Source organism: Stutzerimonas nosocomialis, from assembly GCF_005876855.1.
Taxonomy (GTDB): domain Bacteria; phylum Pseudomonadota; class Gammaproteobacteria; order Pseudomonadales; family Pseudomonadaceae; genus Stutzerimonas; species Stutzerimonas nosocomialis.
Genome location: NZ_QLAE01000004.1, coordinates 153,551 through 179,698 on the forward strand (window position 1 = coordinate 153,551; position 26,148 = coordinate 179,698).

The window sequence follows — 26,148 nt, forward strand, 5'->3', positions numbered from 1 at the left end:
GCAGGGTCCGACCTTGCCACCCACGTTTTTGGAGTCCGTATGGATCTGTCACCCCGCGAAAAAGACAAATTGCTGATCTTCACCGCCGGCCTGGTCGCCGAACGCCGCCTGGCCCGGGGCCTGAAGCTCAACTACCCCGAGGCGATGGCGTACATTTCCGCGGCCCTGCTCGAAGGCGCCCGCGACGGCCAGACCGTGGCCGACCTGATGTACTACGGCACCACGCTGCTGACCCGCGAGCAGGTCATGGAAGGCGTGCCGGAAATGATTCCCGAAATACAGGTCGAAGCGACGTTCCCCGATGGCACCAAGCTGGTCACCGTGCACCAGCCCATCGCCTGAATCACGAGCCACCTGAACGAGGCTTTGCCGTGCAGATACGCGACGCCACCGATGCCGACCTCCCGGGCATCCTGGAAATCTACAACGACGCCGTGCAGAACAGCACGGCGATCTGGAACGACCAGTCGGTCGACCTGGAAAACCGCCGTGCCTGGATGGCCGAGCGCCACGCCCTGGGCTATCCGCTGCTGGTGGCCGCCAGCGAGGAAGGCCACGTCTGCGGCTACGCCACCTTCGGCCCCTGGCGCCCGCACGACGGCTTCCGCCATACCGTCGAGCACTCCGTCTACGTCCGCCAGGGCCAGCGCGGCGTCGGCGTCGGCCGCAACCTGATGAGCGAGCTGATCGTCCGCGCCCGGACGCTGGGCAAGCACGTGATGATCGGTGCGATCGAGAGCGAGAACCGCGCCTCGGTGCACATGCACCAGCAGCTGGGCTTCGTCCACGCCGGGCACATGCGCCAGGTGGGCTGCAAGTTCGGCCGCTGGCTGGACCTCACCTTCATGCAGCTGATGCTCGAGAAGCCGTGATGCCCCAAGCCCGCGCGCTGGACATCGCCAGGTTGGAGGCCGGGCAGTTCGAAGCCCACCGACCCGGCCTGGTCGCCCTGCTGGCCGATGCCGTCGCCCACGGCGCCTCGGTGGGCTTTCTGGCCGATCTGAGCGCCGCCGAGGCCGACGCCTACTTCGACGCGGTCGCCGCACAGCTCGCGCTGGGCACGCTCTGCCTGTGGGTCGCCCGGCAGGACGAGCGCGTACTGGGCAGCGTTCAACTCGCGCCCTGCGCCAAGCGCAACGGCCTGAACCGCGCCGAAGTGCAGAAACTGCTGGTGCTCCAGGGCGCCCGGCGCCAGGGCATCGCCCGCCGGTTGATGGAAGCGCTTGAGACCGAGGCGCGGCAGCGCCGGCTCGGCCTGCTGTACCTGGACACCGAAGCCGGCAGCCCGGCCGAAGCCCTCTATCAGTCGCTGGGCTATCAGCGTGCCGGCGAGATACCCGACTACGCCGCGCGGCCCGACGGGGTCTACCACCCCACCGCGCTCTACTTCAAAACCCTCAGGAGGCCCGCATGATTCCCGGTGAATACCAGATCAAGGAAGGCGACATCGAACTCAACGTCGGGCGCCGCACGCTGCAGCTGAGCGTGGCCAACAGCGGCGATCGACCGATCCAGGTCGGCTCGCACTTTCACTTCTTCGAGACCAACGACGCGCTGACCTTCGACCGCGCCGCGAGCCGCGGCATGCGACTGAACATCCCGGCCGGCACCGCGGTGCGATTCGAGCCGGGGCAGAGCCGCGACGTCGAGCTGGTCGAGCTGGCGGGCAACCGACGGGTGTTTGGCTTCGCCGGCCGGGTGATGGGCGACCTCTGACCCAGGCCTGATTCGTAGGGTGGAAAACGCCGAAGGCTTTTCCACACAACATGACCGGTGGATGGCTTCGGCCATCCACCCTACGCGAGACGAAACGCATGAAGATTTCCCGCCAAGCCTACGCCGACATGTTCGGCCCCACCGTCGGCGACAAGGTACGCCTGGCCGACACCGAACTCTGGGTCGAGGTCGAGCAGGACTTCACCACCTACGGCGACGAGGTGAAGTTCGGCGGCGGCAAGGTGATCCGCGACGGCATGGGCCAGAGCCAGCTGTGCGCCGCCGACGTGGTCGACACCGTGATCACCAACGCGCTGATCATCGACCACTGGGGCATCGTCAAGGCCGACGTGGGGCTCAAGGACGGGCGCATCGCCGCCATCGGCAAGGCCGGCAACCCGGACATCCAGCCGGACGTGACCATCGCCATCGGCGGCGCCACCGAAGTGATCGCAGGCGAAGGCATGATCCTCACCGCCGGCGGCATCGACTCGCATATCCACTTCATCTGCCCGCAGCAGATCGAAGAAGCCCTCATGAGCGGCACCACCACCATGATCGGTGGCGGCACGGGCCCTGCGACCGGCACCTACGCCACCACCGTGACCCCAGGCCCCTGGCACATGGCGCAGATGCTCAAGGCCGCCGAGGCCTTCCCGATGAACATCGGCTTCACCGGCAAGGGCAACGTCTCGCTGCCCGAACCGCTGATCGAGCAGGTCAGGGCCGGCGCCATCGGCCTGAAGCTTCACGAGGACTGGGGCACGACGCCGGCGGCGATCGACAACTGCCTGGACGTGGCCGACCGGTACGACATCCAGGTCGCGATCCACACCGACACGCTCAACGAATCGGGTTTCGTCGAGACCACCCTCGGCGCGTTCAAGGGCCGCACCATCCACACCTACCACACCGAAGGCGCCGGCGGCGGCCACGCGCCGGACATCATCAAGGCCTGCGGCTTTTCCAACGTGCTGCCCAGCTCCACCAACCCGACGCGGCCGTTCACCAGGAACACCATCGACGAGCACCTGGACATGCTGATGGTCTGTCACCACCTGGACCCGAGCATCGCCGAGGACGTGGCCTTCGCCGAAAGCCGCATCCGCCGCGAGACCATCGCCGCCGAGGACATCCTCCACGACCTGGGCGCCTTCTCGATGATCAGCTCCGACAGCCAGGCCATGGGCCGCGTCGGCGAGGTGATCACCCGTACCTGGCAGACCGCCGACAAGATGAAGCGCCAGCGCGGCGCCCTGCCCGGCGACGGCCCGGGCAACGACAATTTCCGGGTCAAGCGCTACATCGCCAAGTACACCATCAACCCGGCGATCACCCACGGCATCAGTCACGAGGTCGGCTCCATCGAAGTCGGCAAGTGGGCCGACCTGATCCTCTGGCGCCCGGCGTTCTTCGGCGTCAAGCCGACGCTGATCCTCAAGGGCGGAGTGATCGCCGCCAGCCTCATGGGCGACGCCAACGCCTCGATCCCGACACCGCAGCCGGTGCATTACCGGCCGATGTTCGGCAGCTACGGCGGCAGCCTGCACGCCTCGAGCTTCACCTTCATCAGCCAGGCGGCATTCGAGGCCGGCGTGCCGGAACAGCTGGGGCTGAAGAAGAAGATCGGCGTGGTCAAGGGTTGCCGCACCGTGCAGAAGAAGGACCTGATCCACAACGACTACACGCCGACCATCGACGTGGACCCGCAGAACTATCAGGTCAAGGCCGACGGCCAACTGCTCTGGTGCGAACCGGCCGAAGTGTTGCCCATGGCCCAGCGCTACTTCCTGTTCTGATCCGGCAGGCGCGGGCCGGCTCGCGCCGCGCCCGCGATTGGTAAGGGCGGTCGCGGCTGATAAGCTGGCCGACCCGTTCACACTTCGAAGCAGCGAGTGGTCATCGCATGAAGCGCACCAAAGCCAGCGACCTCGCCGCCGTTGCCCGAATCAGTGCCGTACCCTCCATCCTGCAGGTGATCGTCGAGACCACGGGCCTGCGCTTTGCCGCCGTCGCCCGGGTCACCGAAGACAGCTGGACGGCCTGCGCCGTGCTCGACCAGATCAACTTCGGGCTGGCCGTCGGTGGCGAGCTGGAGGTCTCCACCACCCTCTGCCATGAAATCCAGGCCTCCCACCGCCCCATCGTGATCAGCAAGGTCAGCGATGACTGCACCTACGCCAATCACCACACCCCGCGCCTCTACGGTTTCGAGAGCTACATCTCGGCGCCGGTGTTTCGTTCCGATGGCAGCTTCTTCGGCACCCTCTGCGCGCTGGACCCGGAACCCAGGGACCTGTCCGACCCCAGGATCCTCGCGATGATGGAATCCTTCTGCCGCCTGCTGGCGATCCAGCTGGAGGCCGAAGAGCGTTTCGTCGCCACCGAGGCCGCACTCCTGGACGCGCGGGAAACCGCCGAGGTACGCGAACAGTTCATCGCCCTGCTCGGCCACGACCTGCGCAATCCGTTGTTTTCCATCACCGCCGGCGCCCAGTTGTTGTTGCGCCGGGCGACCGAGCCGCGCGTGGAAGGCATCGCCTCGAACATCCTGATGTCGGGCCATCGAGCGCTGCGCCTGGTCGATGATGTGCTGGACCTCGCCCGGGGCCGGCTGGGCAACGGCATCCCGCTGAATCTCGCCTGGACCGACAATCTGGACCACACGCTGCTTCACGTGGTGAGCGAAGTGCAGAACGCCAACGCCGATCGCCGGTTCACCACCGACATCCAGGTACCGGTTGCCGTGCGCTGCGACCCGGACCGAATCGCCCAGCTGCTCTCCAACCTGCTCGCCAATGCCGCCAGTCATGGCGACGCGCAGACGCCGATCGAGGTGCAGGTCGGGATACAGGAAGAGCGGCTGGTGATCACCGTGGCCAACCAGGGCGAGCCGATCGCGCCGGAGAAACTGTCGCTGTTGTTCCAGCCCTATTGGCGCCCGTCGGACGACGGCTCCAAGCGCGGGCTCGGTTTGGGCCTGTTCATCGTTGGCGAGATCGCGCGTTCGCACGGGGCCGAACTCCGGGTCAGTTCGAGCGCCGAGCACGGCACGAGGTTCACGTTCGACATGCCCCTCCAAGCGCCCGAGGCCTGATCCGCCTCAGCGCAGCTGGCTGTCCTTGCTGCCGCGGCGGTTGTAGCCCGAGTACTTGGCCTGCTCCTTGTCCTGCTCGCTCTGGCAACGCACGCATAGCCTGACGCCCTTGACCGCCTGCCGGCGCGCCTCGGGAATGGCTGCGCCGCATTCCTCGCAGTGCTTCAGGCTCTCGCCCTGCCCCAGCCGACTGCGGGCACGCTGGACCGCATCCTCGACGGTACTGTCGATCTGGTCCTGGACCGCGCCGTCGCTCGTCCATCCTCCAGCCATGGCTCACCTCCACTGATCGCTCGGCCGCGCCGGGCAGCCCTTACCGGTTTTGAACCACCTTGCAGCGGATCGTTGCACAACGCCCCATCGCGGTTCATGCAGCGGCCCTGGAACGACCGTTCGGCGGGCCGCGCCGCAGCGCGGGCGAGGTTTCGACGAACGGCCAAAAAGCGGGGAACCAAACCCACTATCCTCCGAATCGCTCGCTCCAGACGGCTCGCCCCGTCAGGACCAAGCCGTTCGGCGCCACCCGCCGAGCCATACGCCGCCAGAGCGTGACGCACCACCCATTTCCATCTGCCGATAGCGAGGCAATACGAGCTTGGCGTGAGGACGCTCCTCAGCCGCACATGGAGTGACCGATGAACGACAGGATCATCCTGATACTTTCCCTGCTGGCGGCAGGGAGCGTCCAGGCCCAGGTGATGGAACGCGAACTGGGCGCCTTCGACCTCAAACTCGGCACCGCGCCGACCCGCAGCATGGCCCAGGGCCTGGTCACGCCGACCACCGCGGGCGCCTTCCATGGCGGGATGGACATGACCCATTCCAGCGGCTGGTACGTGGGCCAGTGGTCGCCCAGCGCCGGCCTGTTCGATGGCAGTCAGCTGCAGCTGAACTCCTACCTGGGTTACCAGCAGCATCCGGACTCCGCAAGGCTCGGCTACGAACTCGGCATGATCCGCTACAGCTTTCCGGAGCTGGCGGCCACGGACCGCAGCCAGCTCTATGCGGGCCTGACCCTCGCCGGCAGCCGGGTCGGCGCCGCGTTGAGCAACGCGCCCGGCCGCACCGACAGCACCCTGTTCGTCGACCTCGGCACGGTCAGCCCGCTGGGGGTCAACATGCGCGTCAAGTATTCCAACTACGAGCTGGACAGCCCGGTGTGGGTGCCCGGCAATGGGCGGGTACGGGTCTTCAACGACTGGTCGGTGAACCTCTCGCGTCCCTGGCTGGGCATCAACCTGAACCTGTCCTACACCGCATCGGACCTGAGCGGGACGGACTGCGCCGCCTACTCCGGGCAGAACGGCCAGTGCGACGCCTTCTTCAAGTTCAAGGCCGAACGCGCGCTGTTCTAGCGCCAGCCCGAGGCGGCCCGAACCTTCACCCGGACGCCGGCGAAGACTGGCGAAAACGCCAGGCCGCGTGCAGCACGGCCAGCCCGAAGGCGGTGGCGGCAAAGCCATAGAGCAGGCCCAGGTTGCCGTCCTGGTACAGCCAGGACCCCAGCACCGGCCCGGTCGCCATGCCGAGGAAGCGGAAGAAGTTGTAGCTGCCCACCGCCGTTGCGCGGTCGTCGTGGTACAGGTCCATCAGCAGGCTGGTCTGCACCGGCAGCGACAGACCGAGGAACAGCCCGAACGCCGTGACCGCCACCACCAGCGCGGCCAGGGACACCTGCGCCACGGCCAGGAACAGCAGCAGGCTGAGGGCATTCACGGCGGCGGTGGTGACCAGCATCGGCCGCAATCCCCAGTGCGCCAGCAACCGCCCGCCGGCGAAGCTGCCCACCACGACCGCCACCGAGAGCGGCAGGAACACCAATCCCTTCTCGCTCGCACTCAGCCCGTAGCTGGCATCCAGCACCCGCGGCATGAACACCAGGTAGTTGTAGAAGGCGTAATACTGGACGAACCCCAGCAGCATGACCGCCAGCCCCTGGCGATTGCCCAGCACCTGCAGGTAGACGCGCGGGTGGAAGGGCTTGGCCTGGGCCCCGGGCTGCGCCGTCTCGCGCAGCCACAACGCGTTGGCCGTGAGCGCCAGGCAGCCGACCAGGGTCAGCAGCAGAAAGACGTAGTGGAAATCCAGGTGCTCGCCGACGAAGCCCCCGGCCACCGGCCCTGCCACCGGGCCGAGCGCGACCATCATCTGGAAGGTGCCCATGGCCCGGCCCCGCGCCGCGCCCTCGAAGAGGTCGCCGATCACGGTCACCGCCACCACGGCGCTCGCCGCGATGCCCACGGCCTGCAGCGCCCGGAATGCCAGCAGCGTCTCGATGCTCTGGGCCAGGAAGCAGCCGAACGAGGCCGCCACGTAGATCCCCAGCCCCGCCAGCAGGGTGCGCTTGCGCCCGGCGCGATCGACCAGCGGCCCGTAGACGATCTGCATGAACGCCAGCGTCAGGGTGAAGATCGAGATGCTGAGGTTGATCAGCAACGGCGTGGTGTCCAGCGCCTCGCCCAGTTCGGGCAGGATCGGCGCGTAGACGGTCTGGGTGAAGGGCCCGAGAAAGGCGGCGAAGGCCACCATGTAGGTCAACCACCGCGCGCTCAAACCCGTCATGCGTCGTGCCGCAGCGACGGGGTCATTCCTTGACCTGCATGTATTCCTCGGCCCACACCATGTACTCCTCGGCGGTCGAGTACTTGACCGACAGCTCCGAGGCACTGAGATCGGAGGCAACGATCTGGCGCTGCTCGCGCAGGCAGTCGTAGGTGGCCTTGATCGCCGCGAAGTAGGCCGCATGACCGTTGACCACGATGCGCACGCCCAGCGACGCCAGGCGCGCGTTGTCGCGCAGCCGCGGGTTGCCGTAGGTGACCAGCATCAGCGGCACGCTCAGGTGCTCGGCGATCTGTTCGAGGTGGTCGAAATCCTCGATGCCGACCAGGCAGATGCCGTCGGCGCCGGCCTCCTGGTACGCCTTGGTGCGGGCGATCACCTCGGCGACGCCGATCACGCCGGCATGGGTCCGCGCGATGATGCTCATCGCCGGGTCGATGCGTGCCTCGAGTGCCGCACGGATCTTGCCCACCGCCTCGAACATGCCGATCAGGTCGGTGGAGCGGTGGCCGAACTTGGCCGGCAGCAGCGTATCCTCGATGGTCAGCGCGGCGATGCCGGCGCGCTCCAGTTCGACCACGGTACGCATCACGTTCAGTGCGTTGCCATAGCCGTGGTCGGCGTCGGCGATCACTGGCAGGCGCGAGACGCGGCCGATGCGCACGGCCTGCTCGACGAACTCGCTCAGGGTGATCAGTGCGAAGTCAGGCGCCGCGAGTACCTGCAGCGAGGCGACGGAGCCGCCGAGGATGCCCACTTCAAAACCGAGGTCGGCGGCGATGCGTGCCGACATCGGGTCGAATACCGAGGCGGTGTGGTAGCAGGCGTTGGATTCGAGCAACTTGCGAAAATTGGCCCGCAGGGTGTGATGTGACGTTCTTTGCATAGTGAGTCCAATAAAAAATAAAACACGCAGGCCCGGGTTCGAGCATCGCCCCGGTGGATGCAACTTTGAGGCCTTTCGCCGGCCGCTGGACACATCCTTGCGGCCACTGCATCACACCGGTCGTCGCTGCACGCAAACCATGCACAAGCCGCTGGCGATGATCACCGCCATACCGACCAGCGCACCGGCATCGGGCCGATGGCCGAACGCCAGGAGCCCCACCACCCCGGCGAAGACGATCTGCCCGTAGGTGAACGGCGCCAGGGTCGCGGCACTGGCGAAGCGAAAGGCGTGGGTCAGCAACAGGTGCGCCGTCATCGCGATGGCGCCAAGCGCGGCCATCAGCAGCCCGTCGACCAGGCTCGGCACGGTCCATTGCCAGACCACCGGTACCGACATCAGCACCGCCCCGACCAGGCTCGTCAGGAAGTTGCTCGTCACCGGGTGATCGGTTCCCGCCAGCCGCCGGGTAATCAGTTGGTAAGCGGTAAAGCATAGCGCAGCGGCCAGTGGCAGCAGCGCGGCCGGGCTGAACAGCGCGCCGCCGGGACGCACGATGATCAGCACACCGACCAGGCCGACGCTCACCGCCAGCCACTGGCCGGCGCTGATCCGCTCGCCCAGCAGCGCCGAGGCAAGCGTAACCAGAACCGGCGTCACGAATATGACGGCGGTCGCCTCGCCCAACGGAATGTAGTGCAGCCCGGCGATGAACAGCAGGCTCACCCCGACCAGGCTCAGGCCCCGTAGCAGTTGCAGCAACGGCCGCTGGGTCCGGTAGATCGACCGCCCCATGCCCGGGGCGAACAGCGCCACCATCAACAGGCTCTGCGACAGGTAGCGCGCCCAGATCACCATGAACAACGGATAGAGGCTGCTCAGGTGCTTGGACAGTCCGTCGTGGCCGGCCAGCAGAAAACCGGCACTGAGGATCAGCAGGACGCCAAGCAGGGGCTGGTTGCGCGTGATCAAGGAGCGGGCACCCGGGGAAATCAATAGCAGGCTAATCATTATGCGCCTAAGCGCCGCATGATTCGAGGAGGCATTTGCGGCGTAGCGAAACCGCCGGCCGTTCACCGTCCGGTCATCCTCGATGCCCATAGTGGTCGGCACGCGCCTCGTCGGAACAGGCGAACCGGGCGAGCCGAACGGCTCCGCCTGGCGTATGATCCGCGGCCCTTGCCCACCGCTACGCTTGCAGAGTTACCGATGTTTTCCCTCAGAACCATGCGCGCCGACGACATTCCGGCCGTGCTCTCGATCCAGGCCCAATCCTACAGCGAGGTGATCCTCGAGGACGAAGCGGTGATCCGCGCCCGCCTGGCGGCCTGCCCCGGCACCGCCTGGGTCGCCGAAGATGCGCTCGGCGTGTGCGCCTACCTGTTCGCCTATCCGTCACGCCTGGGCAAGGTCACCCCGCTCGACGGCCACTTCCAGCCCCACACCGAAGCGGACTGCCTGTACCTGCACGACCTGGCGGTCGCCAGCCGCGCCAACGGGCGCGGTATCGGCCCGGCGCTGGCCAGCCATGCACTGCAACAGGGCCAGGCCCAGCGGCTGCGCTATTCGGCGCTGGTTTCGGTACAGGACTCCGAACGCTTCTGGTCGCGCCTGGGTTACGACGTGCACGACGCGCTCGATCACGCCCAGGCCGATCATCTGGACAGCTACGGCACTCCGGCCGTGTACATGGTGCGTTCGCTCCAATAAAAAGCAGCCGCCCCGCGCTGGTGCACCAATTGAAGGCATGCACCATAACGGAGCCAGGCGAGCCCCAATATCAGGCAGCGCCCCGCCTGCCCGCCGCGGTGTCCGGGCTTGCGGGCAACTTTGGCAAGCCCCTTGCTCTAGGTTCGGCTATCCCGCTTTTTCCGGAAACCGAACCATGCTGGTTATTCGCCAACGCACCGAGCCGGCGCCCGAGTGGCAGGCCGAACTCGAACTGACCTACGACGCGCGCAGCAAGAGCCGCCTGCATTGCGTCAGCACCGAGGGCGAGGAGACCGGTCTGTTTCTCGAGCGTGGCCAGTCGCCGCTGCGCGACGGCGAATGCCTGCGTGCCGAGGACGGCCGTATCGTCCGGGTTCGCGCCCGACCCGAAAATCTCCTGCACGTGACCTGCAGCAGCGCGTTCGAACTCACCCGTGCCGCCTATCACCTGGGCAACCGCCACGTCGCGCTGCAGGTCGGCGACGGCTGGCTGCGCCTGCTCGACGACTACGTGCTCAAGGACATGCTGCTGCAGCTCGGCGCCCGGGTCGAAGCGATCGAAGCGCCCTTCCAGCCCGAACACGGCGCCTACGGCGGCGGCCACCACCATTCCCACGCCGGCGACGCCGAATTCAGCTACGCCCCGCGCCTGCACCAGTTCGGCGTCCGCAAGTGACCGCAACCCCCGCGCACGCGCAGCCCCTGGCGATGCCGTGGCAATTGTTGCGCCTGGCCAGCCCGCAGCTGCCGATCGGCGGATACAGCTACTCGCAAGGCCTGGAGATGGCGGTCGAACTGGGCCTGGTGAAGGATGCCGCCAGCGCCCGCGCCTGGATCGAGGACCAGTTGCTGCTCAACCTCTGCCGCTTCGAGGCACCGCTGCTGCTGGCCCACTGCGAGGCCGCGCGCGATGAGGACTGGCCACGCCTCGCCGAACTCGCCGAACGGCACACGGCCAGCCGCGAGACCCGCGAGCTGCGCCTGGAAAGCCGGCAGATGGGCTACTCGCTGCGCCAGCTGCTCAGCGACCTGCCGGAACTCGACGACGCCGCCCGCCGGTTCTACGAAGGATTCGACGAGCCCGGCCAGGCCCTGGGCTGGGCATTGGCCGCGCGCGCCTGGCACATCGCCCCGCAGGACGCCCTGGCCGCCTGGCTCTGGGGCTGGGTGGAAAACCAGTTGGCGGTACTGATGAAGACCCTGCCCCTGGGCCAGCAGGCGGCGCAGCGCCTGACCTCCGAGCTGCTGTCGACCCTGGGCGAAGCACACCGCGCCGCGCAGCGCCAACCGGCGGAACACTGGGGCAGCGCCCCCTTCGGCCTGGCGCTGACCAGCATGGCGCACGAACAGCAGTACAGTCGGCTGTTTCGCTCATAGCCGGCCACACACAACGGATCGAACGATGGGAGTGAACAGCAGATGAACAGCCAACCCTTGCGCGTCGGCATCGGCGGCCCGGTAGGTTCCGGCAAGACCGCCCTGACCCTGGCGCTGTGCCAGGCCCTGCGCGAGCGCTACAACCTCGCCGTGGTCACCAACGACATCTACACCCAGGAAGACGCCCAGTTTCTGGTGCGCAACGAGGCCCTGGCGCCGGAGCGGATCATCGGCGTGGAGACCGGCGGCTGCCCGCACACCGCGATCCGCGAGGACGCCTCGATCAACCTCGAGGCGGTCGACCAGCTCAACCGGCGTTTCCCGGGCCTGGATCTGATCCTGGTCGAATCCGGCGGCGACAACCTCTCGGCGACCTTCAGCCCGGAGCTTTCGGACCTGACCATCTACGTGATCGACGTGTCGGCCGGCGACAAGCTGCCGCGCAAGGGCGGCCCCGGCATCTGCAAGTCCGACCTGCTGGTGATCAACAAGGTCGATCTGGCGCCCATGGTCGGCGCCTCGCTGGAAGTCATGGATCGCGACGCCCGCAAGATGCGCGGCGACAAGCCGTTCGTGTTCAGCAACCAGAAGGTCGGCCAGGGGCTGGACGAGATCATCGCCTTCATCGAGAAACAGGGAATGCTCAGCGCCGCCTGACCGCCCACATCCGCCATATCAAGGAGTTACAGATGAACCTGCGCAAACCGCTGCTCACCGCTGCCCTGCTGCTCAGCCCGGCACTGGCCTTCGCCCACCCGGGCCACGATCACTCCGGCGTGATGTCCGGCCTCGCCCACCCGGTCTTCGGCCTCGACCACCTGCTGGCGATGGTGGCCGTCGGCCTCTGGGCCGCCCAGCAGACCGGCAAGGCGCGCTGGGCACTGCCGCTGACCTTCGTCGCCACCATGCTGGCTGGCGGGCTGCTCGGTTTTGCCGGATTCGAAATGCCGCTGATGGAAACCGGCATCGCCGGTTCCGTGCTGGCGCTCGGGCTGCTGGTGGCCCTGGCGGTGCGCCCGCCGCTGGCCGTCGCGGCCGGCCTGACCGCCCTGTTCGCCTTAAGCCATGGCGTGGCCCACGGCCTCGAACTGCCTGACCTGTCGAGCCCCTGGGGTTACGCCGCCGGCTTCGTGATCGCCACCGCCGCCCTGCATGGCCTGGGCTATGCCGTGGCCCGCAACCTGCCGCAGGCCGCCGCCCCCCTGGTGCGCATCGCAGGCGCCGCGTCCGCCATTGCCGGGGCCTGGTTGTTGGCGGCTTAGAGCAAGCGGCAAGCCGTAAGCAGAAGCAAAAACAAGAAGCCCGAGCTGAGCTCGGGCTTCTCTCTTGTAGCGTGCAGCGTGCAACTGCCCTAACGGAACGGCGGCTCGTCGAAGCTGCGCAGCTTGCGCGAGTGCAGCGAGTTGAGCTGGTTGCGCAGCAGGTCCAGCGCCGTGATGCCGATCTTCAGGTGCTGGCTGACGGCACGTTCGTAGAAGGCGTTGGCCGACCCCGGCAACTTGATCTCGCTGTGCAGCGGCTTGTCCGACACGCACAGCAACGTGCCGTAGGGCACCCGCAGGCGATAGCCCTGGGCGGCGATGGTGCCGCTTTCCATGTCCACCGCCACCGCCCGCGACAGGTTGATCAGCGGCCGCTCCTGCGCCCAGCGCAGTTCCCAGTTGCGATCGTCGTAGGTCAGCACGGTGCCGGTGCGCAGCCGGCGCTTGAGCGACTCGCCTTTCTCTCCCGTGACCTGGGCCGCCGCCTCCTGCAGCGCCTGCTGCACTTCGGCCAGCGCCGGCAACGGAATGTGCGGCGGCAACACCCGGTCGAGGATGCCATCGCGGCGCATGTAGGCGTGGGCCAGCACGTAGTCGCCGATGGTCTGCGACTGACGCAGCCCGCCGCAGTGGCCGATCATCAGCCAGCAGTGCGGACGCAGCACCGCCAGGTGGTCGGTGATGTTCTTGGCGTTGGACGGGCCGACGCCGATGTTCACCAGCGTGACGCCGTGGCCATCGTCGGCGATCAGGTGATAGGCCGGCATCTGGTAGCGGTGCCAGACCACGCCATTGACGATGCTCTGCGCCGTGGCCGCGTCGGTACCGCGCTCCACGCTGACGTTGCCCGGCAGGACCATACGCACGAAGCGCGGATCGTCGCGCAGCTGCTGCAGGCCATGCTGGATGAACTGGTCGACGTAGCGATGGTAGTTGGTCAGCAGAATCCAGGGCTGCACGTGGCGCCAGTCGCTGCCGGTGTAATGCACCAGGCGACGCAGCGAGAAATCGACCCGCGCGGCGTCGAACAGCGCCAGCGGCAGCGGGTCGGCCAGTTCCCAGTCGTACAGGCCGTCGGCAATCGCATCGGTCGCGGCCGACAGGTCGGTACTGGGAAAGACCCGAGCCAGCTCCGCGGCCGTCACGCCCGAACCGGCCAGCTCGTCGCCCTGCTCCACCACGTAGGGGTACGGGATGTTCTGCTGACTCGGCCCCACCTCCACCTGCACGGTGAAGTCGTGCATCAGCGGGCGCAGCTGGTCGAGCAGGTAACCACGAAAGGCCGCCGGCTGGGTGACCGTCACGCAGTACACCCCAGGGGCCTGCACCTTGGCATAGGCGCGGGTGGTCGCCGGAACCTCGCCATGGCAGCGATAGGTCAGGCGCAGCTGCGGGTAGCGAAACAGCTCGCGCTCGCCGGCGTCGGGCTCGACACGCGAGCTCAGGTAGCGCTTGAGCGCCTGGTTCAGCGCCGTGGTAGCCCGCAGGTGCAGCTCGGCAAGACGATCGACGGCCTCTTCGGCGCTGTTTGCAGTAACGAAAGCTTCGCCGTCATGCGAACTCATAGGGCTTTTTCCTTCTGGGTAGTTGCAACCATCTTGCCTGCTCCCTGATGACAACGGTAGCGCCGCAATGCTCAGCGCCGTCGGGCGGCGATCCGCTCGAGCGCCGCCTTGAGCTGCGCCGAGCCGGCCGCCGCGGTGAGACTCAGGCGCACCGCGTTCGGCGCGCCGTGACCGACCGCGAATACCTCGGCCGGTGCCACCTCGACCCCCGCTCCACGACAAATGTCCGCGAGGTTGGGCCCCTGCGCGTTGGCGATCAGCCAGCGATGGGGCGCAGGCCTCGCATGGGCAGGCGGCTCGCCGAGCAACCGGGACGCCAGACGCCAGCGCAGCCGCATCTGCTCACGCTGCCAGTCCAGGCGGCGCAGGGCTATGCCCTCTTCAAGCCATTGGCTGGCGATGCGCAGCGAGAGCGAGGCCACCGCCCAGTGGGTCGCCTGCCCCTCGCGGTCGATGCTCGCCAGCAACTCGGCCGGTCCGGCGATGAAGCCAAGACGCAGACCGGGTGCCACCGTCTTCGACAGACTGCTGACCAGCACGCAGCGCTCGGGCACCGCCTGCGCCAGTGGCGGCCGATCGTCCAGCGCGCCATAGACGTCATCCTCGATCAACCACAGCCCCCGACGACGCGCGACTTCGGCGATCTCGGCCCGGCGCTGCGCCCCCATGCTTACGCCGGTTGGGTTCTGCAGGCAGGGCGTGAGCAGTACCACCCGCGCCAGCGACGCGCGGGCCAGGCGGTCCAGCTCATCGGGCAGGATGCCTTCGCCATCCATCGGCACCGGGTGCAGGGGCAGCCGCAGCTGACGGGCCGCCGCCTTGATGCCGGGGGACGTCAGCGCCTCGACCAGGATCGGCTCGCCGGGTTCGCAAAGCGCCAGCAAGGTCGCGAACAAGCCCTGCTGGGCACCAGCACACAGCTGGATCTGGCCCGCCGGCACCTCGATCCCCCGCCGCCGCTGCAACCAGTCGCCTATCGCCAGACGCCCGCGATCCAGATCGCGGGCCGACGGGTAGGTCTGCAGCGCCGGCAGGTCACCGGCCTCGGCGAGCCCGGCCAAGGTGTTCTCGAGGTCGTGATCGTTCGGATCGATGACCGGCAGGTTGGTGGAGAGGTCCAGCCGCGCCGGGTCTTCTTCGGGTTGCCTGAGCAGAAACAGACTGGCCTCGCGGCTGCCAGCCAGGACGTAGGTGCCGCGCCCCACCTCGCCCGACACCAGATGCCGCCGCGCGGCTTCGCGGTAGGCCAGCATCGCCGTGCTCGGGTTCAGGCCCAGCGCCCATGCCAGTCGGCGCTGCGGCGGCAGCCGGTCGCCGGGCTTGAGCACGCCGCTGCCGATGGCCTGAGCAATCGCATCGGCCAGCGCCAGGTAGCGGGGCTGGTTATTGTCGTCGAGTTGCGGGAGCCACATTGCCTGCCATGCAATATAAGGATTTACCCACACAATGCGCGCACCTAGGATCGTCGTCAAACCCGACGAGGAACCTGCCATGTTCGATCTCGACGCTTTGCGCGACGCTGTCCGGATAATCCGCCCGCAGGTGCCACCTACCCCGCAATACGCCTGGCCGCTGCTCCAGCGCCGCCTCGGCTGCGAGCTATGGGTCAAGCATGAAAACCACACGCCCGCAGGCGCTTTCAAGGTGCGCGGCGGCGTGCTCTACGTGCATGAACTGCTGCGTCGCGAGCCCGGAGTGCGCGGGCTGATCACCGCCACCCGAGGCAACCACGGCCAGAGCCTGGCGATGGCGGCGCGCCTGGCCGGCCTGCCGATCCGCATCCTGGTACCCCACGGCAATGCGCTGGAAAAGAACGCGGCGATGCGCGCCTTCGGCGCCGAGCTCATCGAACACGGCCGGGACTTCGACGAAGCCCGCCTGGCCGCGGGCGAGCTGGCCGCACGTGACGGCTGGCATTTCGTGCCCTCGCTGCACCCGGACCTCGTCCGCGGCGTGGCGACCTACGCCCTGGAGCTGTTCGAAGCGACGCCACCGCTGCGCCGCGTCTATGTGCCCATCGGCCTGGGTTCGGGAATCTGTGGATTGATCCACACCCGCGACCTGCTGAGGCTGGATACCGAAATCGTCGGCGTGGTCGCCCGCGGCGCCGACGCCTACGCACAGAGTTTCGAACAGGGCCGTATCCTGCACACCGAACGCGCCGACACCCTGGCCGACGGCATGGCCTGCCGCATGCCCGCCGCGGAAGCCTTCGAGATCATCCGCAACGGCGCGGCCCGCATCCTGCGGGTGGATGACGAACAGATTCGCCAGGCCATCCGCATCCTCCACGAAGACACCCACAACCTCGCCGAAGGCGCCGGCGCCGCGGCCCTGGCCGCCGCGATCACGGAGCGCGAGCTCAACCGCGACGAACGCATCGCCGTCATCCAGAGCGGCGCCAACATCGACCGCACCTTGCTCGCCAGCATCCTGGCCGGGCCGGCGCCGGGCATCGACGATTCAGGTCGCGTAGCTGTCGCTGCCGGGACGTAGACGTAGCCCGCCAGCCCCGCCCCAGTTTCGCCTCAGACCAGATGCGGTGCGCTGCGAGCCAGCAGCGCGTCGATATCCAACCCACGTGGCAGCGTCCCATGGACCCGCCCGCGGCCCTCCAGGCGGCTGGCGATGAAGGCGTCGGAGACGGCGGCGTTGCCGGCTTCGAGCAGCAGCCCGGCCTGCAGGGCGACGGCGATGTCCTCGGTGAGCTGGCGGGCGCGGTACTGGATGTCCTCGCGGTCGCGGCAATCGGCCTTGAGCCGGGCGATGGCTGCCTTCAGGCGGGCATCGCCGTGGCCGTCGCCGAGTTCGTCGAACAGGGCGTCGAGCACGCCGGGCTCCTTCGACAGGGCGCGCAGCACGTCCAGGCACTGGACGTTGCCGGAGCCTTCCCAGATCGAGTTCACCGGCGCCTCGCGGTAGAGCCGCGGCAGGATGCTCTCTTCGACGTAGCCGGCCCCGCCCATGCATTCGGAGGCCTCGTAGATCGCATTCGGCGCGCGCTTGCAGATCCAGTACTTGCCCACCGCCGTGACCAGCCGGGCGAACGTCGCCTCGCGCTCGTCGGCGAGGCTGTCCAGCGCGCGCCCCATGCGCAGCGTCAGCGCCAGTGCGGCCTCGCTTTCCAGCGCGAGGTCGGCCAGGACGTTCTGCATCAGCGGTTGTTCGGTCAAAGGCCGTCCACCCACCTGGCGATGGGCGCAGTGGTGCAGGGCCTGGCTGAGCGCCTGGCGCATCAACGAGCTGGAGCCGATCATGCAGTCGAAGCGGGTCATGGCGACCATCTCGATGATGGTCGGCACACCGCGCCCTTCCTCCCCCACCATCCAGGCCAGGGCGCCGCGGTACTCCACCTCGCTGGAGGCGTTGGACCAGTTGCCCAGCTTGTCCTTGAGCCGCTGGATGTGAAAGGCGTTGCGCATCCCGTCGGGTCGGTGACGCGGCAGCAGAAAGCAGGACAGGCCCTTCTCGGTCTGCGCCAGGGTCAGGAAGGCATCGCACATCGGCGCCGAGCAGAACCACTTGTGGCCTACCAGCTCGTACGCCTGGCCCGGCCCCGGGGCGCCCACCGGATAGGCGCGGGTGGTGTTCGCGCGCACGTCCGTGCCGCCCTGCTTCTCGGTCATCGCCATGCCGATGGTCGCGCCGGCCTTCTGCGCCAGCGGACGGTTGGCCGGATCGTAGGTCCTGGCGAGGATCTTCGGCAGCCACTGCTCGGCGATCTCCGGCTGCAGGCGGATCGCCGGCACGCTGGCGAAGGTCATGGTGAGCGGGCAGCTGGTCCCCGCGTCGGCCTGGTTGTGCAGGTACATCAGGCCAGCCCTGGCGACGTGGGCGCCGGGCCCCGGCTCGCTCCAGGGCAGCGAAGGAATGCCATGCTCGATGGCGGCCGCCATCAGCTGGTGGTATGCCGGGTGAAAATCGACCTGATCGATCCGGTGCCCGTAGCGGTCGTGGCTGCGCAGCAGCGGCTTGTTCTGGTTGGCCAGCACGCCGGCCTCCAGCAGCGGGCCACCGGCGAGCGCGCCGTAGGCGTCGAGCCGGGCCTCGGCCCAGCCGCCGCCCTGGCGCGTGATCCAGTCCTGCAACGGCAGGTCCAGGCGATAGAGGTTGATGCCTTCGAAAGGCGGCGGCTGGTTGGTGACCTCATGGGTCTCGGCATAGGCCTGAAGATTCATCGCGGGCACTCCCTGAACAGGCGCGGGCATGACGGAAGGCGCCGATGCGATCGCACCGGCACGCAGTGCCTTTCAGTGAAGCAGCTATGGCAGGACGGCTGAAGCGGGATTTCGGCCAAAACGGCAGCGACAAGTGCAGCGGGTCTAGCCCGGTTGCGAGCCCCGCATCGGCCGCGTGGGCAGGGCGAGCATCAGGCGGAAACAGCTGCCATGCCCCGGACGGGAATGATGGTCCAGCTCGCCACCGAGCACCTGGATGAGCTGGCGCGACAGCGCAAGGCCGATGCCCAGGCCACCATGGCGCCGCGTCATGGAGCCGTCGAGCTGGCTGAAGTGTTCGTAGAGGGAGCCGTCGAGCGGCGTCTCGAAGCCGATACCGGTGTCTTCCACCTCGATCTGCAGCCGCACCAGCCCCTCGCTCTCGCCGCTGACGATGGCACGCAGCTCCACCGTGCCGCTGTCGGTGAACTTGATGGCGTTGTCCAGCAGATAACCCAGCGCCTGTTCGAGCTTGGCTTCGTCGCTCCACAGCATCGCGGGCAGGTTGTGGTCCAGGCGCACGACGAAGTGCAGTTCCTTCTGCCGGGCAAGCGGCTCGAAACGCCGGCGCAGGTTGGCGAAAAGACCACGCGGATCGAAGCCGGCGAGTTCCGGCCGAACACGGCCGGCCAGCAGCTCGCTGAGCGTCAGGATGTCGTTGACCATGGCCAGCATGTCGTCCGCCGAGCGCGCAGCGAGTTTCTGGTACTGCGCCGCCTCCTCGTCCATGTCGCCGCTCTGCATCAGCTCCAGCGCACCGATCACGCCGATCATCGGGGTGCGCAATTCATGGCTCAGGGCGCCGAGGAAGCGATCCTTCAGCCGGTTGCTTTCGACCAGCTGGCGGTTGAGGGCCTCGAGTTGCTGGCGCGACTGCTCCAGCAGCTGGGCGCGCTCTTCCTTAAGCGAGTTGATGCGGTCGGCCAGCGCCAGCGACAGCAGCGCCACTTCCAGCGCCGAGCCGATCTGGCTCGAATACATGGTGAAGAACATGTTCGGCAGGTAGCCCATCACCATCAGGGTGTTGATCTGGCCACCGACGAGGAAGGCGCTCCAGGCGAAGATGAAGTAGCGCGCAACACGCATGCCGCGATGCCAGGCGATGATCCCCGCGATGAAGATCACCACGGTGAACAGCAACGCCATCACCGTGGCCATGCGCAGCGCCAGCGCATAGCTCGCCGTGAACGACAGCACCATCGCCACCATCGCCAGGCCCATCATCACCATCAGCAGGCGGTCGAGCCAGACGCTGTGCTCGGCGGTACGCAGGAAGCTGCGGGTGAACTGGGCGCCGAACACCCCCGAGGCACCGATCAGCAACGGGGTGGCGACGTTCGCCCACCAGGGATGGTCGGGCCAGAAGAACTGGATGCCGGCGCCATTGACCGACACCTGATAGAGGCCGAAGGAGGCGATGTAGAGGATGTAATAGAAGTAGCTCGGGTCGCGGACGCTGAGGTAGATGAACAGGTTGTAGACCAGCATCGCCAGCAGCACGCCGTAGATCATGCCCAGCACATAGATCCGTTCGGGCTGCCGCTCGAGAAAGGCCGACGGCGCCCAGAGCGTCAGCGGCGCCTGCATCGACCCTTCGGTTTCCAGGCGCAGGTAAGCCCGCACCGTCTCTCCGGGCTGCATGTTCAGTTCGAACAGATAGCTGCCGTGCCTCACCTCGCGGCTGTCGTAGGGCAGGCGGTCGCCGGTGCTGCGCGCCAGGCGGAAGCCGCCCTCGCCGTCGGGCAGATAGAGGTCGACGTAATCCATCGGCGGGTAGTTGAGTTCGAGCAACCAGCTGCGCGGGCCGCTGCCGTCGGTCGGGCGATAGGTCAGGTCGACCCGCAGCCAGAGCGCCGAGCGGGAGTAGCCGAGGTTCACCACGTCGTCCTGATGGCGCTGGAACAGACCGCTGCCCGAGGCGGCGACCAGGTCCTCGATGCTCGCCGTGCGCGAGACATCCTCGTAGAAGTCGAGCACCCTGCCCAGCGGCAACTGGCGCGTCGACTCGTCGAATTCCACGGCACTGGCGAACAACGGCAACAGTGACAGCAACAACAAGAATGCGTACCGCATGACGACAGACCCTACCCTGACACGTTTCGTCATCAGGCAATACTAGAAGGCCAGCACTCTAGCACAGCGACATCGCCCCTCTGGAGTGCCGTGCGGCGGCAGGTGCGCAAAAAGCTGCTCACTCACGGGCAGGACATCATGCCCGCGATCATCGGCCGCGAGCCGTACCGCCGGTTTGGTGATAAGCTCGCACGCCATGAAAACGCCTAGCTCCCGTCCCGTCGTCCTCTGTTTGTCCGGCCACGATCCCAGTGGCGGTGCCGGCCTGCAGGCGGACATCGAAGCCCTCATTGCCCAGGGTTGCCATGCGGCGCCGGCGGTGACCGCACTCACCGTGCAGGACACCGTCAACGTCTCCGACTTCCGTGTACTGGACCGCGACTGGGTCATCGCCCAGGCCGACGCCGTGATCGCCGACCTGCCGGTGGCCGCGGTCAAGCTCGGCATGCTCGGCTCCGTCGAGATGGTCGCCACCGTGCTGGAGATCATGCAGAAGCTGCCCGGCGTCCCGCTGGTCTGCGACCCGGTGCTGCGTGCCGGCGGCGGCGGCGCACTCGGCAAGGACGAGGTGGGCTATGCCCTGCGCGAGCAGCTGCTGCCGGTTTCGACCATCGCCACGCCGAACCTGCCCGAAGCGCGCATCCTCGCCGAACTGCCCGACGGCAGCCCGGACGAATGTGCCGAGCGGCTGCTGCCGCACATTCGCCACCTGCTGATCACCGGCGGCCACGGCGACGAGGAAGAAGTGGTCAACCGCCTCTACTCCCGCGACGGCAGCCGCCACAGCTTCAACTGCCAACGCCTGCCAGGCAGCTATCACGGCTCCGGTTGCACCCTGGCCAGCGCCCTGGCCGGCCGGCTGGCGCTGGGACAGGACCTGCCGAGCGCCGTACGCAGCGCCCTGGACTACACATGGCGCACCCTGCGCGACGCCGAGGCTCCCGGCCACGGCCAATACATTCCGCGCCGCCTGCCCCTCGACTCACTCTGACCGGAGCGTCGACCGATGACCCCATCGCTACGCGGCCTCTATGCCATTACCGACACCCAGCTGCTGGCCGACGGCCGGCTGCTGCCCTACGTCGAAGCCGCGCTCAGGGGCGGTACCCGGCTGCTGCAGTACCGCGACAAGACCGCCGACGATGCCCGGCGCCTGCGCGAAGCCGAGGCGCTGCGCGACCTGTGCGCACGCTACGGCGCGCAGCTGATCATCAACGACGACCTGGAGCTGGCCGCGCGCCTGGGCGTCGGCCTGCACCTGGGCCAGGAGGACGGGCAGCTGTCGCCTGCCCGCGCCCTGCTCGGCCACCGCGCGATCATCGGTTCGACCTGCCATGCCAAGCCCGAACTGGCCGAGCAGGCGATTCGCGAAGGGGCCAGCTACGTCGCCTTCGGCCGCTTCTTCAACTCATTCACCAAGCCCGGCGAAGTGCTGGCCACGGGCGAGCTGCTCGAGCAAGCCCGTGCACGCTTCTCCGTGCCGATCGTCGCCATCGGCGGCATCACGCTGCAGACTGCCCCCCAGCTGATCGCCAGCGGCGCGAGCCTGATCGCCGTGATCCATGCCCTGTTTTCCGCGCCCAGCGCCGCCGAGGTGGAGCAGCGTGCCCGTGCCTTCAGCGCGCTGTTCGCCCGCGCCTGACCGACCCCAGAGAGGCCCTCATGTCCCGTTCCGAAACCCTCTTCGCCAGCGCCCAGACCCACATCCCGGGCGGCGTGAACTCACCGGTCCGCGCATTCCGCAGCGTCGGCGGCACTCCGCTGTTCTTCAAGCACGCCGAAGGCGCCTATGTCGTCGATGAAGACGACAAGCGCTACGTCGACTACGTGGGTTCCTGGGGCCCGATGATCCTCGGCCACAGCCACCCGCAGGTGATCGAGGCGGTGCGCCGCCAGCTCGACCACGGCCTGTCCTATGGCGCGCCCACGGCCATGGAAACCGAAATGGCGGAGCGGGTCTGCCGCCTGGTGCCGTCCATGGAAATGGTGCGCATGGTCAGCTCCGGCACCGAGGCCACCATGAGCGCCATCCGCCTCGCCCGTGGCTATACCGGGCGCGACGCCATCATCAAGTTCGAGGGTTGCTACCACGGCCATTCCGACAGCCTGCTGGTCAAGGCCGGCTCCGGCGCTTTGACCCAGGGCGTGCCCAGCTCGGCCGGCGTGCCGGCGGACTTCGCCAAGCACACGCTGACCCTGGCCTACAACGACCTGGCCGACGTCGAGGCGACCCTGGCCACCAAGGGCGACCAGGTGGCCTGCATCATCGTCGAGCCGGTGGCCGGCAACATGAACTGCGTTCCGCCGGCGCCCGGCTTCCTCGAAGGGCTGCGCAGCCTCTGCGACCGACACGGCGTGGTGCTGATCTTCGACGAAGTCATGACCGGCTTCCGCGTGGCCCTCGGCGGCGCCCAGGCGCGCTATGGCGTGACGCCCGACCTCTCGACCTTCGGCAAGATCATCGGCGGCGGCATGCCGGTCGGCTGCTTCGGCGGCAAGCGCGAGATCATGGAGAGGATCGCGCCGCTCGGCCCGGTCTACCAGGCCGGCACGCTGTCGGGCAACCCGCTGGCCATGGCGGCCGGACTGACCACGCTGGAACTGATCAGCCGCCCGGGCTTCCACGACGAACTCGAGGCCTACACCCGTCGGATGCTCGACGGTCTGCGCCAGCGCGCCGACGCCGCCGGCATCCCGTTCGTGACGACCCAGGTCGGCGGCATGTTCGGTCTCTATTTCACCGAAGCCCGCGACATCGTCACCTTCGCCGACGTGATGGGCTCCGATGCCGAGCGCTTCAAGCGCTTCTTCCACCTGATGCTCGAGGGCGGCATCTACCTCGCGCCCAGCGCATTCGAGGCGGGCTTCACCTCCATCGCCCATGGCGAGACCGAGCTGACCCTCACCCTGGACGCCGCCGAGCGCGCCTTCGCTCGCCTCAAATGAGCCCGCTGCTTCAGGCCTGCCTGCTGGGTGCAGGCGCGCTGCTCGCCCTGGCCGTGCTGGTACGCGCGCGCGGCGTGAGCGAGGGCGACAAGGCAGCTCTGTTCTGCGCGCAACTCGGCTTCGGTCTGCTGGCCGCGACGGGACTGCTCGCAGCGGTGGATCTGGCCTCCCTTGCCGCCGTCGGCGAGGCGCGTGGCTGGCTGCAGCAGGCCAGCCAGATGCTCGGCGTACCGCTGATCGCCACGGCCGCGCTGAGCCTGGCGCGCGGCTGGCAGTGGAGCCGCCCGACCTGGGGCCGCGTGCTGCTGGGGCTGTGCGTATTCTTCGAACTGGCGCGGCAACTGCGCTGGAACGAGCCCTACGCACTGGGACTGACGCTGGCCAGCGCCCTGCTGGTGGCCTATGCGGGCCTGCTCTCGCTGGCGGCGCCGCGCAGACTGGCGGCGGCGCTGGCGGCGGGCGCCTTGTTGCTGGCGTCCACGCCCCTGGCCCGGAATCCGCTGGCAGAGTGGCAGTTGCTGATCCTGGCGGTCGCCTGCCCCCTGCTGGGCTGGTTGCTGCGGGAGCTAACAAGCGGTATCTCGTCGAAAAAAGCCGTGTATCCCGGCTGAAACGGAATTTGGGCCCGGAAAGCCTTTGTAAGGCAGCTTTAGCTTATCCATAATGCAGGAGTCGGCGACCCTTGCCGGCCTTGTTCCGCCCAGATCTTCGAGGCGTCCTGATTCATGATCCGCACCGGCCGCAACCTGTCCCTGGGCTGCCTGCTGCTTCTATTGCCCCTGCTGAGTCTGGCAGGCGGCAACTCTCTGCTGATCCCGGCAACTGCCCGCTGCGCCTTGAACACCCTGCCCGAAGAGCTGCCAGAAGCCCTGCGCGCCTGCCAGCAGGCGGCCAGCGACGGCGACATGCAGGCGGCCTACGAACTGGGCGAATTCCACTATGACGGCCGCCGCGCACCCCGCGACCTGTCCAAGGCGCTCTACTGGTTCGAGCAGGCCTCCCTGCGGGGCCATGCGCTGGCGCAGCATCGCCTGGGCGTGATGTTCTTTCGCGGCGAGGGCGTGCAGGCCAACAACGTGCAGGCCTACATCGTCCTGAAGATGGCTGCGGTGAACGGAGACGAAGAGGCCCTGGACACCGCCGACCGGGTCTCGGCGCAGATGCGTCGCGACGAACTGGAAATCGCCACCCAGGTGCTCGGACAGATTTTCCGGGATTACCTGCTGGACCTGCAGACCGCCGACCGCAACCCTCCCCTGCAACGCTGATTTCGCGGTCGCCGCCTGGCGCTTTCCCCCGCCCGGCCCGGAGCATATAATCGCCGGTCATTTTTTGCACAACGCCGGCCCGTAACATGACCCGCAAGCTTTACATCGAAACCCACGGCTGCCAGATGAACGAGTACGACAGCTCGCGCATGGTGGACCTGCTGGGCGAGCATCAGGCCCTGGAAATCACCGAAAACCCGGCCGATGCCGACGTGATCCTCCTCAATACCTGCTCGATCCGCGAGAAGGCCCAGGAAAAGGTCTTCTCCCAGCTCGGCCGCTGGCGTGAACTGAAACAGGAAAACCCGCAACTGGTGATCGGCGTGGGCGGCTGCGTCGCCAGCCAGGAAGGCGCCGCCATTCGCGACCGAGCGCCCTACGTCGACGTGGTCTTCGGTCCGCAGACCCTGCACCGGCTGCCGGAAATGATCGACGCGGCGCGCACCACCCGCACGCCGCAGGTCGACATCTCGTTTCCGGAAATCGAGAAGTTCGACCGCCTGCCCGAGCCCCGGGTCGACGGCCCCACCGCCTTCGTGTCGGTGATGGAAGGCTGCAGCAAGTACTGCACCTTCTGCGTGGTGCCCTATACCCGCGGCGAGGAAGTCAGCCGCCCCTTCGACGACATCCTCGCCGAGGTGATCCACCTGGCCGAGAACGGCGTGCGCGAGGTCACCCTGCTCGGGCAGAACGTCAACGGCTACCGGGGCGAGACCCATGACGGCCGCACCGCCGACCTGGCCGAGCTGATCCGCGTGGTCGCGGCGATCGATGGCATCGACCGCATCCGCTACACCACCTCGCATCCGCTGGAGTTCTCCGACTCGCTGATCCAGGCCCACGCCGAAGTCCCGGAGCTGGTCAAATACCTGCATCTTCCGGTACAAGCCGGCTCCGACCGCATCCTCGCGGCGATGAAGCGCAACCACACGGCGCTGGAGTACAAGTCGCGCATCCGCAAGCTCAAGGCCGCGGTACCGGACATCCTGATCAGCTCCGATTTCATCGTCGGCTTCCCCGGCGAGACCGACAAGGACTTCGAACAGACCATGAAGCTGATCGAGGACGTCGGTTTCGACTTCTCCTACTCGTTCGTCTACAGCGCCCGCCCCGGCACGCCGGCCGCGGACCTGCTCGACGACACCCCGGAAGCGGTCAAGAAGCAGCGCTTGGCGATCCTGCAGCAGCGCATCAACCAGCAGGGTTTCGAAAATAGCCGACGGATGGTCGGAACCACGCAGCGCATTCTGGTCACCGACTACTCTAAAAAAGACCCCGGCATGCTTTCCGGCCGCACCGAGCACAACCGAATCGTGAATTTCCGCTGCGATAACCCACGGTTGATCGGACAGTTCGTCAACGTCCACATCGACGACGCCCTGCCCCACTCGCTGCGCGGCACACTGCAGGACGGGGTGCTGCACTGACCGACGCCGGCGTCCGCCCTTTCATGCGCGGGCGCCTGGCGC

26 protein-coding genes and 1 pseudogene are annotated in these 26,148 nt (G+C 67.6%); 19 read left to right on the top strand and 8 right to left on the bottom strand.

Translation table 11 applies throughout. From position 1 onward, the window contains the following. Nucleotides 1-39 precede the first annotated feature (39 nt). The 6 genes from DN824_RS03845 to DN824_RS03870 all read left to right on the top strand — a co-directional run bounded on the left by DN824_RS03845 (nucleotide 40) and on the right by DN824_RS03870 (nucleotide 4,813). Entirely contained in the window at nucleotides 40-342 is a 303-nt protein-coding gene (locus tag DN824_RS03845; RefSeq protein WP_138407017.1) for an urease subunit gamma, read from the top strand. A 29-nt stretch (nucleotides 343-371) separates the two neighbouring features. Next, nucleotides 372-872, top strand: a complete 501-nt coding sequence (locus tag DN824_RS03850; RefSeq protein ID WP_138407018.1) for a GNAT family N-acetyltransferase — start codon at nucleotides 372-374, stop codon at nucleotides 870-872. Further along, complete coding sequence (locus DN824_RS03855; protein ID WP_138407019.1) at nucleotides 872-1,414, top strand: GNAT family N-acetyltransferase; 543 nt, start codon at nucleotides 872-874, stop codon at nucleotides 1,412-1,414. Before DN824_RS03850 ends, DN824_RS03855 begins: the two co-directional genes overlap by 1 nt. Further along, nucleotides 1,411-1,716 (top strand): urease subunit beta, encoded by a 306-nt coding sequence (locus DN824_RS03860; protein WP_138407020.1) that lies wholly within the window; start codon nucleotides 1,411-1,413, stop codon nucleotides 1,714-1,716. The genes DN824_RS03855 and DN824_RS03860 overlap by 4 nt, the downstream gene beginning before the upstream one ends. Nucleotides 1,717-1,814: 98 nt before the next feature. After that, nucleotides 1,815-3,515, top strand: a complete 1,701-nt coding sequence (ureC, locus tag DN824_RS03865) for an urease subunit alpha (protein ID WP_138407021.1) — start codon at nucleotides 1,815-1,817, stop codon at nucleotides 3,513-3,515. Between the two features lie 107 nt (nucleotides 3,516-3,622). Next, nucleotides 3,623-4,813 (top strand): GAF domain-containing sensor histidine kinase, encoded by a 1,191-nt coding sequence (locus DN824_RS03870; RefSeq protein ID WP_138407022.1) that lies wholly within the window; start codon nucleotides 3,623-3,625, stop codon nucleotides 4,811-4,813. 6 nt (nucleotides 4,814-4,819) lie between these two features. Here the strand turns inward: DN824_RS03870 and DN824_RS03875 are convergent, their stop codons facing one another. Further along, nucleotides 4,820-5,086: a DksA/TraR family C4-type zinc finger protein gene (locus DN824_RS03875; protein ID WP_138407023.1), complete on the bottom strand. Its 267-nt coding sequence runs from the start codon at nucleotides 5,084-5,086 to the stop codon at nucleotides 4,820-4,822. Nucleotides 5,087-5,448: 362 nt separating this feature from the next. Between DN824_RS03875 and DN824_RS03880 the strand changes: the two genes are divergently transcribed. Next, on the top strand, nucleotides 5,449-6,168 hold the full coding sequence (locus DN824_RS03880; protein WP_138407024.1) for a TorF family putative porin: 720 nt from the start codon (nucleotides 5,449-5,451) through the stop codon (nucleotides 6,166-6,168). Nucleotides 6,169-6,193: 25 nt separating this feature from the next. Here the strand turns inward: DN824_RS03880 and DN824_RS03885 are convergent, their stop codons facing one another. From DN824_RS03885 to DN824_RS03895, 3 genes are all read right to left on the bottom strand, one after another. Beyond that, the gene (locus DN824_RS03885) at nucleotides 6,194-7,366 is read right to left on the bottom strand and encodes an MFS transporter (protein WP_138407067.1); all 1,173 of its coding nucleotides are present in this window, start codon (nucleotides 7,364-7,366) and stop codon (nucleotides 6,194-6,196) included. Between the two features lie 31 nt (nucleotides 7,367-7,397). Continuing rightward, nucleotides 7,398-8,261: an isocitrate lyase/PEP mutase family protein gene (locus DN824_RS03890; RefSeq protein WP_138407025.1), complete on the bottom strand. Its 864-nt coding sequence runs from the start codon at nucleotides 8,259-8,261 to the stop codon at nucleotides 7,398-7,400. A 111-nt stretch (nucleotides 8,262-8,372) separates the two neighbouring features. Then, nucleotides 8,373-9,272, bottom strand: coding sequence for a DMT family transporter (locus tag DN824_RS03895; protein ID WP_138407026.1), 900 nt, complete (start codon nucleotides 9,270-9,272; stop codon nucleotides 8,373-8,375). Nucleotides 9,273-9,488: 216 nt separating this feature from the next. On the opposite strand from DN824_RS03895, the gene DN824_RS03900 reads away from it, so the two are divergent. From DN824_RS03900 to DN824_RS03920, 5 genes are all read left to right on the top strand, one after another. Then, entirely contained in the window at nucleotides 9,489-9,971 is a 483-nt protein-coding gene (locus DN824_RS03900) for a GNAT family N-acetyltransferase (RefSeq protein ID WP_138407068.1), read from the top strand. 175 nt (nucleotides 9,972-10,146) lie between these two features. Then, complete coding sequence (gene ureE / locus DN824_RS03905; RefSeq protein ID WP_138407027.1) at nucleotides 10,147-10,647, top strand: urease accessory protein UreE; 501 nt, start codon at nucleotides 10,147-10,149, stop codon at nucleotides 10,645-10,647. A gap of 32 nt (nucleotides 10,648-10,679) precedes the next feature. Then, the gene (locus DN824_RS03910) at nucleotides 10,680-11,348 is read left to right on the top strand and encodes an urease accessory protein UreF (RefSeq protein ID WP_414718338.1); all 669 of its coding nucleotides are present in this window, start codon (nucleotides 10,680-10,682) and stop codon (nucleotides 11,346-11,348) included. Nucleotides 11,349-11,390: 42 nt separating this feature from the next. Continuing rightward, complete coding sequence (gene ureG / locus DN824_RS03915; protein WP_138407028.1) at nucleotides 11,391-12,005, top strand: urease accessory protein UreG; 615 nt, start codon at nucleotides 11,391-11,393, stop codon at nucleotides 12,003-12,005. Between the two features lie 32 nt (nucleotides 12,006-12,037). Continuing rightward, complete coding sequence (locus DN824_RS03920) at nucleotides 12,038-12,610, top strand: HupE/UreJ family protein (RefSeq protein ID WP_138407029.1); 573 nt, start codon at nucleotides 12,038-12,040, stop codon at nucleotides 12,608-12,610. An 89-nt stretch (nucleotides 12,611-12,699) separates the two neighbouring features. Here the strand turns inward: DN824_RS03920 and amn are convergent, their stop codons facing one another. Both amn and DN824_RS03930 read right to left on the bottom strand, forming a co-directional pair. Then, nucleotides 12,700-14,175 (bottom strand): AMP nucleosidase, encoded by a 1,476-nt coding sequence (amn, locus tag DN824_RS03925; protein ID WP_138407030.1) that lies wholly within the window; start codon nucleotides 14,173-14,175, stop codon nucleotides 12,700-12,702. 71 nt (nucleotides 14,176-14,246) lie between these two features. Beyond that, complete coding sequence (locus tag DN824_RS03930) at nucleotides 14,247-15,587, bottom strand: aminotransferase-like domain-containing protein (protein ID WP_138407031.1); 1,341 nt, start codon at nucleotides 15,585-15,587, stop codon at nucleotides 14,247-14,249. A 79-nt stretch (nucleotides 15,588-15,666) separates the two neighbouring features. On the opposite strand from DN824_RS03930, the gene DN824_RS03935 reads away from it, so the two are divergent. Continuing rightward, a complete protein-coding gene (locus DN824_RS03935) occupies nucleotides 15,667-16,671 on the top strand; it encodes a threonine dehydratase (protein ID WP_138407032.1) in 1,005 nt (334 codons plus the stop codon). 32 nt (nucleotides 16,672-16,703) lie between these two features. On the opposite strand, the gene DN824_RS03940 is transcribed toward DN824_RS03935, so the two are convergent. Continuing rightward, on the bottom strand, nucleotides 16,704-18,353 hold the full coding sequence (locus DN824_RS03940; protein ID WP_138407033.1) for an acyl-CoA dehydrogenase family protein: 1,650 nt from the start codon (nucleotides 18,351-18,353) through the stop codon (nucleotides 16,704-16,706). A 150-nt stretch (nucleotides 18,354-18,503) separates the two neighbouring features. Beyond that, a pseudogene (locus DN824_RS03945) lies at nucleotides 18,504-20,465 on the bottom strand (sensor histidine kinase); the annotation flags it as partial. A gap of 196 nt (nucleotides 20,466-20,661) precedes the next feature. On the opposite strand from DN824_RS03945, the gene DN824_RS03950 reads away from it, so the two are divergent. The 6 genes from DN824_RS03950 (at nucleotide 20,662) to miaB (ending at nucleotide 26,106) form a co-directional block, all read left to right on the top strand. Then, entirely contained in the window at nucleotides 20,662-21,456 is a 795-nt protein-coding gene (locus DN824_RS03950; RefSeq protein ID WP_138407035.1) for a hydroxymethylpyrimidine/phosphomethylpyrimidine kinase, read from the top strand. 15 nt (nucleotides 21,457-21,471) lie between these two features. Next, nucleotides 21,472-22,107, top strand: coding sequence for a thiamine phosphate synthase (gene thiE, locus DN824_RS03955; RefSeq protein WP_138407036.1), 636 nt, complete (start codon nucleotides 21,472-21,474; stop codon nucleotides 22,105-22,107). A 20-nt stretch (nucleotides 22,108-22,127) separates the two neighbouring features. Continuing rightward, nucleotides 22,128-23,411, top strand: coding sequence for a glutamate-1-semialdehyde 2,1-aminomutase (gene hemL, locus DN824_RS03960; RefSeq protein WP_138407037.1), 1,284 nt, complete (start codon nucleotides 22,128-22,130; stop codon nucleotides 23,409-23,411). Then, the gene (locus tag DN824_RS03965; protein WP_138407038.1) at nucleotides 23,408-24,022 is read left to right on the top strand and encodes a hypothetical protein; all 615 of its coding nucleotides are present in this window, start codon (nucleotides 23,408-23,410) and stop codon (nucleotides 24,020-24,022) included. The genes hemL and DN824_RS03965 overlap by 4 nt, the downstream gene beginning before the upstream one ends. Nucleotides 24,023-24,136: 114 nt before the next feature. After that, complete coding sequence (locus tag DN824_RS03970) at nucleotides 24,137-24,679, top strand: tetratricopeptide repeat protein (protein WP_138407039.1); 543 nt, start codon at nucleotides 24,137-24,139, stop codon at nucleotides 24,677-24,679. Between the two features lie 86 nt (nucleotides 24,680-24,765). Beyond that, complete coding sequence (gene miaB, locus DN824_RS03975) at nucleotides 24,766-26,106, top strand: tRNA (N6-isopentenyl adenosine(37)-C2)-methylthiotransferase MiaB (RefSeq protein WP_138407040.1); 1,341 nt, start codon at nucleotides 24,766-24,768, stop codon at nucleotides 26,104-26,106. Nucleotides 26,107-26,148 lie beyond the last annotated feature (42 nt).